Below are 12,445 nucleotides of genomic sequence, written 5' to 3'. Positions count from 1 at the left end.
ATTTAGCCCGGAGCGATAATTGGTCTGAGTCGTTGCGCTAATAGTGCGAGCGCTTCTGTTCGTTCCTCAAAGTAATCATGCCGGTCATAGATGCCCTCAACCCCTTTCAGTTTGTGGTTGAGGCATCGCTCCGCAACGTGGCCAGGTACACCCAAACTAGCCAGTAACGTTCGGCAAGTACGCCGTAAATCATGTACCCGAAAATATTCTAAATCACCCATCAAATTGGGTGGTGTAGTGCGTTTCCCTGTTTCGATGCCGAACATTTTGCAAATTGCACGATTTAGTGTATCCGGCCCCATGTGCGGACGGATCGCTAAGCGACGACTTGGAAAGACGTAATCCGAGTCAACAGCTCGAATCTGAAGCTCGTGGAACATTTCTACGGCTAAATCGGGCAATGGAATAGTTAGTCCTACACCTGACTTACTTCGTTCCCTAGGAAGCTCCCAAACCGCCTTATCGAGGTCAAATTCTTTCCATTTCGCTTCACACAGTTCCGATTTTCGACAGCCTAGCAACACGAGCAATGAACAGGCTAGGTAATTATCGCGGGTAAATGACTGCGGGTTCGCCCTGAACACTTCAAACGCCTGGCTTAGCTCTTCTATGGTGAGGGCTCGGTCACGGCTCTTCTCAATACCACCAGCATCATCCACGTGAAATGCACTTGCCGGGTTAGCCCCAATCACATCAAGCTTGATGCCGTGATTAAACAACTGTTTACAGTACATCAGTGCATCGTTAGAAATGGAGGGGCGACCTGAATCATTAATGGCCGTGATAACACGACGGATATCCCGAGCAGTAACTTGGTCTACGTTATATTCGCCAATGTGGGGAGCGATGTCTTTACGGTAAACCCGCTCTGGAATTTGAGGATGCTTTAAGCGATTGCGGTTAACCTGCTGCCAGTCTTCGAACAGATCATTTACTGTCTTGAACTCTTGCATCTGAGACTGTTTTTTCAATGCAATCGGATTCTGACCTTCGCGAACCTGAGCCATTTTCAATGCCGCTTGAGCACGTGCCTCACTCAATGACATGTCGGTGTATTTAGCCAATGTCAATTCGCGGCGCTTTTTGTTAAAGCTATAGCGGAGCATCCAATACGCCTGGCCGGGCTTTTTATCAGTAGTGGTGGGTACGACAAAATACAACCCACCACCATCCGCGAATCTACCTGGTGTTTTCTTTGCTAATGAAGCGACTTTGGATGCGGTCAAGTTAGCCAAGTTACTGATTCCTTTGGTTAAAGGTGAGAATTCAAATTTACCCACCACTCACGACTTGTGAAACTATACCACACCCACCAGTTTACCCACCATTATTTATTGGAAACCCACCACTTAATACGGACATTGCCGGACACTTAAAACTAAAAAGACCATTACAATTAAGGGTTAACAACTAGCCTAGGAAGAGAGAGGACATTACTCAACATTCTGGATCTGCTCTCTCATTTGCTCTATCAAAACCTTCAACTCCACCGCAGCAGCGGTAATGTCTGAGTTAATAGACTTAGAGGCCAGAGTGTTTGCTTCGCGGTTGAACTCTTGCATCATAAAATCAAGACGACGTCCGCAAGGGCCACCTTTTTTCAATATTTTGCGGGCTTCTTCAACGTGCGCGTCTAAACGGTCAAGCTCTTCGGCTACGTCGGTTTTCTGCGCCAGCATGACCATTTCCTGCTCTACGCGCTGCGGCTCCAACTCAACTTTAGCTTCTTCAAAGCGGGTTAGTAAGCGCTCGCGTTGCCAGGCCATAACTTCTGGCATACGTTCACGCACAAAAGCTACCTGAGTAGTCACACCGTCCAGGCGCTCTTGCAGCATTTTATCAATAGCCGCGCCTTCGCTTTTGCGGTTTTCGATAAAGTCGTTGGTGGTCTTTTCCAGTGCGGCCAGAACGTCTTTTTGCAGCTCGTCCATGTCCTGGTCCTGAGCAGCAACAACGCCGGGCCATTTTAGAACATCAATAGGGTTTAACTGCCCGGCAGCGGAGTGCTGGCTTACCCATTTGGCGCTGGCAATCACGCTTTTTGCCAGGTCTTCGTTAATCGACAAGGCGCTTTGCTGGGCTTCATCTACCTGCAGGCTCAGTTTGCACTCGACCTTGCCGCGTTGCAGCTTTTTACGAAACTGCTCACGTAGTGAATTTTCCAGTGAACGGAAGGTTTCCGGTAAACGAAAGTAAGTTTCCAGATAACGTTGGTTAACTGAACGAATTTCCCAAACTGCGGTGCCCCAGTCGGCTTTTTGCTCGTAACGAGCATAGCCGGTCATACTTTGAATCATGTCGGTTCCTTTAAAACGAATCGTTTCTGTTACCGCTTAGCGTGCTTTTCACGGTTCTTTTGTTTCTGTTCAGCGTTCTTTTTCATCATTATGTAGGCTGCGCCGCGGCCACCATGGGGTCGCTGTGCGCTATGAAACGCCAGTACCGGCTCCAGCTCGCGCAGCCACTTATTCACGTAACTTTTTATCAGTGCCGGATGCGGCTTTGTGTGCTTACCCATACCGTGAATGATTAAAGCCGTACGTACACCCGCGGCGTGACAATCTTTCACAAAGTTAAACAGCGCCGTGCGCGCCTCTGCCAATGTATGGTGGTGCAAATTCAGGCTGGCTTCCATACTGTAACGCCCCTGCTTCAGGCGCTTGAATACACCTGCCTGGACACCGTCGCGATGAAACTCAATAACGTCATCCGGCTCAACTAAGTCCACGTACTCGGTCGATAAAAAGTTTTCGTTTTCAGCCTCTTCTGCCTCAGCGGCGCGGCGGCGCTCTTTTTGCGCCAGCGTCGGTTCAAAAGCCTGCTTAATATCAGCAACTTCTTCACCCGCTAAGGGCGTTACGTCAGTCATTTCCTGACGAAACAGCTCAAATTCTTCATCATCTGAACGCGACATACTGCCTCCCGCTCATATTCTTTTGCTCGGTCTAGTGTAATACGTTGCTGCGCGAATCGCGATCCATTAATCGTCCAATTCTGCTACAATTGCGCTCAATTTATACATCGCGACATTCACTCAGTAAGGAGATGACATGCGTCCAAGTGGCCGTACGGCACAGCAAATTCGACCGGTAACCATTACCCGTAACTTTACCAGACACGCAGAGGGCTCGGTTTTAATAGAGTTTGGCGAAACCAAGGTGCTTTGTAATGCATCGGTAGAACGCGGCGTTCCGCGTTTTTTAAAAGGTAAAGGCCAGGGCTGGGTTACCGCTGAATACAGCATGTTACCACGCGCAACTCATACTCGTTCTGCCCGCGAAGCGTCCCGCGGTAAGCAAGGCGGTCGCACCTTAGAAATCCAGCGTTTGATTGGCCGTTCACTGCGTACCTGCATCGACATGAGCGCTTTAGGTGAACACACCATTACTATCGACTGTGACGTAATTCAGGCCGACGGCGGCACACGTACCGCGTCTATTACCGGTGCTTGTGTCGCTTTAGTTGACGCGCTGAACTGGATGCGCGGCCAGGGAATGGTCAAAGTGAACCCGTTAAAAGAAATGGTCGCGGCAATTTCAGTCGGTATTTTAGACGGCGAACCGGTCAGCGATCTGGAATACATTGAAGACTCAAAAGCCGATACCGACATGAACATTGTTATGACAGAAGCCGGCAAGTTCATCGAAATTCAGGGCACAGCCGAGGGCGAAGCCTTCAGTTTTGACGAAATGAACAGTCTGGTCGAAATGGCGCGTCACAGCATTCGCGAGTTAATTGATATTCAGAAACAAGCGTTAGCGTAAGCTTCAGTATAAACGTAATCGAGGAATAAGCAGGCAATGAAAGCGTATCAAAAAGAGTTTATTGAGTTTGCCATAGAGCGTGGCGTATTAAAGTTTGGTGAATTTACCTTAAAGTCCGGCCGCACCAGTCCGTACTTTTTTAACGCAGGGCTGTTTAATAAAGGCTCTGACTTAGCCCGCTTAGGCCGCTTTTATGCCGCCGCGCTGGTCGACTCCGGTATCAGTTTTGATGTGCTTTTTGGCCCGGCTTACAAAGGCATTCCAATTGCCACCGCCACAGCCGTTGCCTTATACGACCACCATCAGCAGGACACACCCTATTGCTTTAACCGTAAAGAAAAGAAAGACCACGGCGAAGGCGGAAACCTGGTGGGTTCTGCGCTGGAAGGCAAAGTTATGCTGGTGGATGACGTGATTACCGCAGGCACAGCTATTCGCGAAGCCATGGACATAGTTCAGGCTAACGGTGCCGAATTGTCCGGTGTGCTGATTGCTTTAGACCGTCAGGAAAAAGGCAAAGGCGAACTATCGGCTATTCAGGAAGTTGAGCGTGATTTTGGCGCTCAGGTTGTCAGCATTGTCAGCTTAAATGATGTAATCACCTTTTTGAAAGATGACGACACCTTTAAAGAATATCTTCCCAAAGTTGAAGCTTATCGCGCCGAGTTCGGCGTCGCCTGATACGTATTTGCGTAGCCTGACGTTTACGTCAGGTCCAATATCTCACCTGACATGAATGTCAGGCTACCAGGAAAACGGCAATAAGTGATTATTCCCTCACCTGAAAGTGTGTGGCGCCAAGGATGGCGCCACCCAAGCCCCCAGGGATGGGTTCACGGCGTCTTTCAGGTGAGGGGGTAATCACCAGCCGTTTTCATTCGCAGCCACCCGTTACAGCTGTTCCTGTGGCTGCCAGGCAATGCCAATGCTGCCGTTTATAACCTGACATTCACCACCTGAAGACTTAACCCGACTTGATTCACCACGCTGAGCTATTAAGCGGTAGTCCTTATTCAACAAGCTAACCTGCTTACGCTCTCCGCAGAGAATGCGCATAGAATCAATTAAGCCGCGGTCAGACAAGAAGTTTGTGGTTGGCTCTGTCTGTACTACGTCATCACCTTCAGCAAATTCTGCGGTTTGCAGGCCATAAGGGGAAATCACACCTGAAGCACCGGCAACCAGGTAATGGAAAGTACCGGCTACCGCGTTATCGGTGCCCTGTGCATCTTCTACAAAGAACGCACCACGCTCGCCAATAATATCAAACGCCCCAGTTTCAAGATTCACTTCCATAGCGGTATTTTCATCAATACCAATCGACAAAGGTGTTGAGCTTGCCGCAGCTAAGCGCATTAAGCGACCATGCCGGCCTCGCTCAGAAAAGTGCGTATCTAAGGTTGCATAATGGAACAGGCTCAAGCCACCTAACGGATGGTAAGTCAGGCTGTCCGGCCCGACATTCGGCGGGCAAGTGGTGTCTAAATCACACCCAAACGGCGGTGGATCAGAGGCAATCGCCCCTTCTTTTATCGCCTGAGCGGTTGTACCGTTAGAGATCATCGGCTTAGAGGTCATGACCGCCGTACCTGCACTGGTTCCACCAACAACCACTTCTTTTTCCTGAACAGCGGCAATAATCGTTTTCAGCACATCGCCAGGCTGATTATTCGCCTTAACAAAGGTCGAACGAGTTAAATTCTGGTCGCCACCATTAAAAAACAGTCCGTCGGCCTTCGCTATCATTTCTGCGGCGGCATCAGAGTCTTTGCAAAACGCGACCTGTTCTTTATAACGGTCTCTGTGCACACGGTCACGTTCGTAAGCGCCCAGTTCTTCCTGCTGAATTTTTGCCAGTTCATCGCAGCGGCCCTCACGCTGAGCTTTGACTAACGCCGAATCCAAAGGCAGCCAACGCGCTTCAGCGCCCAATTGCTCAAATACACTGCTGTAAAAATCAATAGCGTCATAAGGGTTACGTGATGCAGAGGTCAGAAAATAAATAGTCGGCTTCTGATCATTTCCGGCAACAGACTGAGCCATTTCAACAAAACGCTGAAAAATTGCTTTCGATTCACCTTTCAGGTTTTCATCCAAATTAACGACTTCGCGGGCAGAGTCAGGAACAGGAAGCTCAATTAAATCGATAATCCGGTTCCATTCCGCGTCTGACAATGCGTTATAAAGCTGCTGTGTCGCACGACGGGTAAATTCACGCAGAAAAACACGTTCAGGAACAATGTCTTCTTTTAAACGTTCATGAATCAATTCCAGCGCATCAGCCACCTTCTTGCGAGTTTCTTCACGGTAAGTTGGCCAAACCGACTCCGCCGTTGCTTTGGAGCGAAACTTTTTTGACAGATTGAGGTATCTGTCGGTGCGCATGGTGTCCTTATCTATCCAGTCAACGTTGTCGCAATTGTCCGACGCGAAACTGGAACAAGCCTCTAATCCGCCGCCGGCAAGTAATAGATGTCGATAGCTACCATCTTCCTCCGCATTTGAAGGCGCTGTAAAGAGAGACGCCAGCACCGTCAAAGAGAGCAAGGAAAACAACGACTTAACCATAAATAGAACCCCTTTTTACCGACGGCGTGCGCCGCTTAAGTATTTCAATTGACATAGTATAAGACTGCAACGCTAGAGTGTCTGCTACCCAGCTGTCAAATTTAAGACAACAAATTAATGTATTTATTATAGATGTGTCTTGAATTCCCGTTGCACTAACTTATGTAATAGCCACTAGTGACACCGTTGTTAATGGCAGTAACCTTTTGAAAATAAATAGTTTTCAGGGCTCGTGATAGCCATTCTAACACTGCTATACTAACCCCTGATTCACGAAATAAGACCACACTTATAAGCTATGAATTCATCGCTACGTTTTTGCGTCCTGCTACTGTTTCTGGGGAGTCTCCTAACAACCAGTCTCGCGCTCGCTCAGGAGAAACTGGTCTTTCGTGCGCCTGACGAAGGCCCTTTTACGCAATACGTAACAGCAGTTCTTGAAGAAGCTTATGCCAAACTGGATATCAAGCTTGAATATATTGAGCTACCTCGCGCTCGTGGTGAACAGCTAGCGACTGAAGGTACCATTGCTGGTGAGCTTGGAAGAACAGCCATGCTTGAGAACAAGCGTCGCGACCTTCGCCGTATCCCATTTCCATTATTCACTTTCGACATCATAGCTGTCGCTGACAGGCGCGACTGCGGTTACTGCCCATTGTCGAAAATAGAAAGTCTGGCATACGTCGATGGTATGGATTCCATTACTGACGTCGTTGAAAGTCTTCCTCACCAGCCGTCCATAGTAACGCCTATTGATCTCGAACAAGTACTAAAGCTGCTTGAATCGGGACGCATTCAGTTTGCTTTTATGGGGGACTTCCAGTTTCAAAGTTCGGAATTAAGCGATAACCCACACTTTATTACCCACAAACTGTCCACCGAAACTGGCTTCCATTATCTAAACGAAGAACACGCACGACTTATTCCTCAGCTTACTTATCAGTTGCAAGAGATGCATGAGAATGGTCGTATGAAAGTGCTTCGTGAAAAGTATGGAATAAAGCCCGAGCCTGCGGTGGAGCCTATTAAACGTCCGGAGCAACTGACGGTTGTTGGCGCCATACACCCTGGCTTACTGAATGCCGACGGCACCGGTAAACTTTGGCAAATAGCAAAGTCAACGTTCCCGATGTTTACTTCTCAACTCAATACCGTTGTCAGTAGCTGGCAACGCAGTATTCAGCTGATCCAGGAAGGCCGTGCTGATGCCCTCATCGGTGTTCGTCCTGATCAAAGAATAGAGAATATTATTCTGTCAAAATACCATGTCGCTTATGACGACAGTGTTTTTCTCTTTACCCTGGAAGAGCCCAACGAAGGCCCTATTTGCATTGCAGGCCCTCGTTTTATGGAAAATTTGGTTGATACAGAGCGCCCTTTTTATCGCGCATCAAACTCTCTTGATTGTTTTGCGCTGCTCGATATGGAAAGGGTGAGTGCGGTTGTGGACTACAAGGATAACCTGCCAGACTGGACAGAACAGCCTTACAAAAAACAAAAATTATCGGATCCTCTGCCACTGTTTGTGGCGTTTTCAGACACGCCACGAGGCCGCTCACTTAGAAGCTTATTCGACACGGTTCTGGCTCAGCAAAGCCCAATAGCCATTGATAAATAAGTTAACAGGCCCCTTTAAAACCATTTTGGCGCCACGCTTCATAGGCAAAGATAGCAACAGAATTTGACAGGTTAAGACTGCGGCTGCTGTCCGCCATAGGCAACCTCAACCAGTTCTCTTCTGGAAAGGTTCTCAGCACTTCCATAGGCAATCCACGGGTTTCAGGGCCAAAAAGCAGAACATCGCCCGCTTCATAATTTACCTCAGCATAGCTAGTCTTACCTTTTGTCGTGCAGGCAAATATACGATTAACTTTCGTGTTATCTAAAAAGCTTTGCCAGTCTTTGTGAATTTTCACAGAAGCCAGATCATGATAGTCCAAACCGGCACGCCGAACCTTTTTCTCATCCAGCTCAAAACCCAGGGGCTCTATCAAATGCAGGGACATTCCGGTATTCGCCGCCAGACGAATCACATTGCCCGTATTAGGGGGTATTTCAGGCTCAAACAGTACGAGGTGCAACATGGTCGTTTTCATCGCTTCAGTAAAAGCGGTAGAATAGCAGAATATTTTTTAGAAATGTGTACCGGCGCTGTGGCAAATCAGAAAAATTACCAACAAAATTACGCTTTTTGGGTGCGTCTGGCCAGCACGGCATCCGTTGTTGTTGCAATAACCCTCATTAGCATTAAGCTTTTTGCCTGGTTTCAGACAGAATCGGCCAGTATGCTTGCCTCCCTGACAGACTCCATTCTGGACAGTGGCGCCTCAATTTTTAGTTTCTTTGCCATTCGCTATGCGTTGCAACCCGCAGATGAAGAGCACCGCTTTGGTCATGGTAAAGCGGAGTCACTGGCCGCTCTGGCGCAAAGCGCGTTTATTGCCGGTTCCAGCATGCTGCTTATTTTTCACAGTGTGCAGCAGTTTATGCAGGGTGGTAGCGTTCCGAAAGTGGGTTACGGCATCGCTGTTTCTGGCATCGCAATTGTCATTACCTTTGTTCTGATTGTTATTCAGCGCATGGCCATTCAGCATACCAATTCTAAAGCCGTACAAGCCGACAACCTTCATTATCAGTCGGACATACTGCTGAACTTAGCGGTTATTGTTGCCTTAATTCTCAGCAGTTACGGTTGGCTCTGGGCCGACAGTATTTTTGCCATTGGTATTGCCGTTTACTTAATTATTGGTGCTGTTCGCATTGGCTGGGATGCCTTTCAGGCACTAATGGACAGAGAGCTTTCAGAGGATCTGCAGGAGCAAATTGGTCGCATTACTATGGCGGTGGATGGTGTCAGAGGCTTTCATGGTTTGCGCACGCGCGAAGCCGGCCCGGTACGCTTTATTCAATTACACATTGAACTGGCTAACGAGTTGTCGTTATTGCGCGCCCACGCCATAGCTGACGATGTTGAGGCACAGCTTATGAAAGCCTTCCCGGGAGCAGACATCATTGTGCATATGGATCCTGAAATTGTCGCCGTGGTGGAAGGTTCACTTAAGCGTTAACGAGCTCGTGGGTCTCTTCAATGATGGCATCCAACACTGGCTGGCGGAATCTGTCCGTTTCCATCATCAGCTCATGCGATGCGCCCTCAATGGTTTCAAACCGAAAATACTGCCGGGTGACTGCCGCGGCGACTTTTTTCTGCCCGGCAGCAGAAACAACCTGATCATTACCAGCCTGAAATAAAATGACCGGAATGTGAACATCACTCGCCAGTTGCTGAGCCTTCATGGCTGCACTAACCGCTTCGTAAAGCCAGTTAAAAGTTGGCCCGCCCAGCTGCACCTCAGCGACATTATCGTATGCTCTGCGAAAGGCTTGGTAACGCTGTTTGCTGTGAGTGAGAACATTCTCTTCAAAGGGTACCGCCTGGTAGTCACCCATACCAAAAAAATACCAGGGCTTAGCCAGGTACCGATTAATACATGCGCCTGCGGCAACTACCCAACGCGCCAGCCAATAAGGGACTTTACCGGTTTCAATAGAGAACATGGGAGCGGATAAAATCAGCTTATTGTATGGGTGAGTATAAGTTGCACAGTAAATTGTCGCAATGGTGCCACCCATTGAATGAGCAAATAAGGTTTTAGGAACATCACCAAACAGGCTTGTTAATCGGTCGGTAAAATCTGAGAAGTCGCGCACAAAATCGTTGAAGTTGTCGACATGTCCCTGATGATAATTGGCCGTCAACCGAGCCGATAAGCCCTGGCCCCGATGGTCCAGCGCCGCCACAGAAAAGCCTTGCTGAGCCAACTCCCAAAACAGCTCCTGATATTTAAGAGCCGACTCTATCCGACCCGGAGCAATGACCACTAATGGTGCATCAGCGCTATGTTTATAGTAAGCGAAATGTAACTGGATACCGTCGAATGCCTTGAAGTATTCAGAGATAACCTGTTGTTCCCAAAAGGGTTCGACCTGATTTTTGAAAAACTCCGGCCACTCAGGGGTATCATCTGCAGGCCGCTGATGTTGTCTATCGGGTTGCTTCATGTATTTGGTTCAGGCTGACTTTTAGGTAAGTCTAACACGACTTCCAGTCCTCCTTCAGAGTGATTACTGGCTTTTAATTCGCCCCCTAAAACAGCCGCAGCACGATGACTTAAGGCCAACCCAAGACCAACTCCGGCCTTATGGTGACGAGCCGGGTCGCCGCGGTAAAATGGGACAAACAGTTTTTCTAATGTACTTTCATCCACACCCGGACCATGGTCACGAATACGAATGCGGCACCCTTCGCCATAATCGTCATAAGAAAGTTCGACTTTATCATCAGTGTAATGCAGCGCATTACGAACAATATTTTCCAGCACCAGCCTGAGCAATTCAGAGTCAGTATCAATAATAGGCCAGTCGCCATCTTGCTGAATCAGGCGTCCACTAACCTCCGGGTTCTGATAGCACATATCACCAATAAGTTGTTGCACTAGCTCACCGCTGTCCAGATTCTCATGGTTAAGCTCTACCAGGCCGTTCTCTAACCGCGATAATGATAAAATACGTTCAATGATTACGCTGAGACGCTCAGTATCGCGACGTAACTGCTGCCAGTTTGGGTCATCCTCATTGCAGTCAGCTAAATCAAGGGCAACCTGCATACGTGCCATCGGTGAGCGTAGCTCATGCGATACATCACTCAGTAAACGCCGTTGGGCATCGCGCGATGTCGCTAAATCGACAGCACCCTGGGACAGCGCTCGCGCCAGTTCGCCAATTTCATCACCGCGTTTTGGTAGTCGCTTTAACTCAGGAGTTGCGCTACCGTCTGCTACCTCACGCATAGCCAAAATCATTCGTCGTATTGGGCGGATAAGCCAAATGCCCAGTAAAACCGCAAGTAAACCACTACCCACTAACAAGGTAAGTAAGCGCGCCCGGGTTGACTCTCTTTCTAACTGCTCCCGGTTAACTTGCTCATCAATACCTAGAGGTTTAGTGACCAATATTTTATTACCGTCCAGCTCAAACGGACCCATCAGTAAACGTTCGTCCAGAGGTATTTGTTGAGGTGAGGTTTGTCCCAGCATACGCAACAAGGTTGAGCCGTGACTGACTCTCAGCATTTCGTCCATCAACAGCTTTTCACTGCCTTCCACAGACAGCTGAGCAGCCACGCGGTAGTCGCCTGCGATTAAACGCCCAGGTTGCAAAGACTTAAAAGTTAAAGCATCGCTGAGTAGCGGTTGTAGAGTTTGATAAATATCCGGCTCCAGCGGCTTTAACTCTGCTTTCGGCTTATTCCAAACCGCTAACAGATAACCGCTGGCCGCTGTGACCGACAGCAACGCCCAGAAAATAAAAAGTAACCTTAGGGCTAGCGATCGATACCACCGCGTACGCCGGTTTCTCATAAGCTGGCGATCAGTCGATAGCCACGGCCGCGAATGGTTTGAATACGATCAGGTTTCGTTGGAAACTTTTTACGAATGTTACTGATATGAACATCCAGGCTGCGATCAAAAGGCTCCATTTTACGCCCCAGCGCTGCAACCGATAATTGATCTTTACTGACCATTTGACCCGCTTGCTGCATTAAGCAGCGCAGAATATCGAATTCAGTGGGGGTCAGTATCAGTTCAGCATCGTCGCATTTCACTTCCGTTGTGGCCGGATCTAATACAATACCGCACACGTTCAGGCTTTCGTTTTGCATGGTGGTGTTAGGTGTACGACGCAGTAAAGCTCTCACCCTGGCAACCAGCTCACGCGGGTTAAACGGTTTTGGAAGGTAGTCATCTGCACCCAGCTCCAGACCCATAACGCGGTCGTCGTCATCACCACGGGCCGTCAGCATAAGCACAGCAGTATCGCGGTGTTGTTGGCGCAAACGCTGCAACAACTGCATACCATCAATGCCGGGTAACATGACATCCAGCAAAATAAGCTCGTAGTCGCCGTTAAGTGCTTTGTCGAGGCCGGTCACGCCATCTTCGGCAACGCTTAAATCTACGGATTCACGTTTAAACAATTCTGTCAGCATGACAGACATTTCAGTATCGTCATCAATGAGTAGTACGGAATGTCTCATAACTTACTGTTCTCTC

General features: G+C 48.5%; 12 protein-coding genes. 4 read left to right on the top strand and 8 right to left on the bottom strand.

The genetic code is table 11. The features are described 5' to 3' along the window. Positions 1-2: 2 nt before the first annotated feature. From VBY75_RS11800 to smrA, 3 genes are all read right to left on the bottom strand, one after another. The gene (locus VBY75_RS11800; RefSeq protein WP_416512650.1) at positions 3-1,235 is read right to left on the bottom strand and encodes a tyrosine-type recombinase/integrase; all 1,233 of its coding nucleotides are present in this window, start codon (positions 1,233-1,235) and stop codon (positions 3-5) included. A gap of 198 nt (positions 1,236-1,433) precedes the next feature. Next, positions 1,434-2,297 (bottom strand): YicC/YloC family endoribonuclease, encoded by an 864-nt coding sequence (locus tag VBY75_RS11795; protein WP_416512648.1) that lies wholly within the window; start codon positions 2,295-2,297, stop codon positions 1,434-1,436. A 29-nt stretch (positions 2,298-2,326) separates the two neighbouring features. After that, entirely contained in the window at positions 2,327-2,914 is a 588-nt protein-coding gene (gene smrA, locus VBY75_RS11790) for a DNA endonuclease SmrA (RefSeq protein ID WP_199493759.1), read from the bottom strand. A gap of 136 nt (positions 2,915-3,050) precedes the next feature. Between smrA and rph the strand changes: the two genes are divergently transcribed. Both rph and pyrE read left to right on the top strand, forming a co-directional pair. Next, positions 3,051-3,764 (top strand): ribonuclease PH, encoded by a 714-nt coding sequence (gene rph / locus VBY75_RS11785; RefSeq protein ID WP_224798449.1) that lies wholly within the window; start codon positions 3,051-3,053, stop codon positions 3,762-3,764. Positions 3,765-3,800: 36 nt separating this feature from the next. Beyond that, complete coding sequence (gene pyrE / locus VBY75_RS11780; protein ID WP_222235929.1) at positions 3,801-4,445, top strand: orotate phosphoribosyltransferase; 645 nt, start codon at positions 3,801-3,803, stop codon at positions 4,443-4,445. 210 nt (positions 4,446-4,655) lie between these two features. Here the strand turns inward: pyrE and VBY75_RS11775 are convergent, their stop codons facing one another. Then, a complete protein-coding gene (locus VBY75_RS11775) occupies positions 4,656-6,332 on the bottom strand; it encodes a cyanophycinase (protein ID WP_416512645.1) in 1,677 nt (558 codons plus the stop codon). 298 nt (positions 6,333-6,630) lie between these two features. Between VBY75_RS11775 and VBY75_RS11770 the strand changes: the two genes are divergently transcribed. Next, positions 6,631-7,950: a hypothetical protein gene (locus tag VBY75_RS11770; protein ID WP_054490265.1), complete on the top strand. Its 1,320-nt coding sequence runs from the start codon at positions 6,631-6,633 to the stop codon at positions 7,948-7,950. A 1-nt stretch (position 7,951) separates the two neighbouring features. Here the strand turns inward: VBY75_RS11770 and trmL are convergent, their stop codons facing one another. Beyond that, the gene (trmL, locus tag VBY75_RS11765; protein ID WP_199495037.1) at positions 7,952-8,416 is read right to left on the bottom strand and encodes a tRNA (uridine(34)/cytosine(34)/5-carboxymethylaminomethyluridine(34)-2'-O)-methyltransferase TrmL; all 465 of its coding nucleotides are present in this window, start codon (positions 8,414-8,416) and stop codon (positions 7,952-7,954) included. A gap of 54 nt (positions 8,417-8,470) precedes the next feature. Here trmL and VBY75_RS11760 point away from each other — a divergent pair, with 54 nt between their 5' ends. Continuing rightward, positions 8,471-9,400: a cation diffusion facilitator family transporter gene (locus tag VBY75_RS11760; RefSeq protein ID WP_054490268.1), complete on the top strand. Its 930-nt coding sequence runs from the start codon at positions 8,471-8,473 to the stop codon at positions 9,398-9,400. On the opposite strand, the gene VBY75_RS11755 is transcribed toward VBY75_RS11760, so the two are convergent. The 3 genes from VBY75_RS11755 to VBY75_RS11745 are packed head-to-tail and all read right to left on the bottom strand — an operon-like array spanning position 9,390 to position 12,429. Next, positions 9,390-10,394, bottom strand: a complete 1,005-nt coding sequence (locus VBY75_RS11755) for a lysophospholipase (RefSeq protein WP_416512644.1) — start codon at positions 10,392-10,394, stop codon at positions 9,390-9,392. The genes VBY75_RS11760 and VBY75_RS11755 overlap by 11 nt on opposite strands. Beyond that, complete coding sequence (locus tag VBY75_RS11750) at positions 10,391-11,752, bottom strand: ATP-binding protein (protein WP_416512642.1); 1,362 nt, start codon at positions 11,750-11,752, stop codon at positions 10,391-10,393. Before VBY75_RS11750 ends, VBY75_RS11755 begins: the two co-directional genes overlap by 4 nt. Continuing rightward, positions 11,749-12,429, bottom strand: coding sequence for a response regulator transcription factor (locus tag VBY75_RS11745; protein ID WP_054490274.1), 681 nt, complete (start codon positions 12,427-12,429; stop codon positions 11,749-11,751). The genes VBY75_RS11750 and VBY75_RS11745 overlap by 4 nt, the downstream gene beginning before the upstream one ends. Positions 12,430-12,445: the final 16 nt, after the last annotated feature.

Origin of the sequence: Idiomarina sp. HB (assembly GCF_048059115.1) — a bacterium.
In the GTDB taxonomy this organism is placed as follows: Bacteria; Pseudomonadota; Gammaproteobacteria; order Enterobacterales; family Alteromonadaceae; genus Idiomarina; species Idiomarina abyssalis.
This window is presented reverse-complemented; position numbering and strand designations above follow the sequence as displayed.

Bases quoted from the DNA above. Each gene is read 5' to 3' on its own strand.
- VBY75_RS11795 (WP_416512648.1), bottom strand. From the start codon at position 2,297: ATGATTCAAAGTATGACCGGCTATGCTCGTTACGAGCAAAAAGCCGAC.
- smrA (WP_199493759.1), bottom strand. From the start codon at position 2,914: ATGTCGCGTTCAGATGATGAAGAATTTGAGCTGTTTCGTCAGGAAATG.
- rph (WP_224798449.1), top strand. From the start codon at position 3,051: ATGCGTCCAAGTGGCCGTACGGCACAGCAAATTCGACCGGTAACCATT.
- pyrE (WP_222235929.1), top strand. From the start codon at position 3,801: ATGAAAGCGTATCAAAAAGAGTTTATTGAGTTTGCCATAGAGCGTGGC.
- VBY75_RS11775 (WP_416512645.1), bottom strand. From the start codon at position 6,332: ATGGTTAAGTCGTTGTTTTCCTTGCTCTCTTTGACGGTGCTGGCGTCT.
- VBY75_RS11770 (WP_054490265.1), top strand. From the start codon at position 6,631: ATGAATTCATCGCTACGTTTTTGCGTCCTGCTACTGTTTCTGGGGAGT.
- trmL (WP_199495037.1), bottom strand. From the start codon at position 8,416: ATGTTGCACCTCGTACTGTTTGAGCCTGAAATACCCCCTAATACGGGC.
- VBY75_RS11760 (WP_054490268.1), top strand. From the start codon at position 8,471: ATGTGTACCGGCGCTGTGGCAAATCAGAAAAATTACCAACAAAATTAC.
- VBY75_RS11755 (WP_416512644.1), bottom strand. From the start codon at position 10,394: ATGAAGCAACCCGATAGACAACATCAGCGGCCTGCAGATGATACCCCT.
- VBY75_RS11750 (WP_416512642.1), bottom strand. From the start codon at position 11,752: ATGAGAAACCGGCGTACGCGGTGGTATCGATCGCTAGCCCTAAGGTTA.
- VBY75_RS11745 (WP_054490274.1), bottom strand. From the start codon at position 12,429: ATGAGACATTCCGTACTACTCATTGATGACGATACTGAAATGTCTGTC.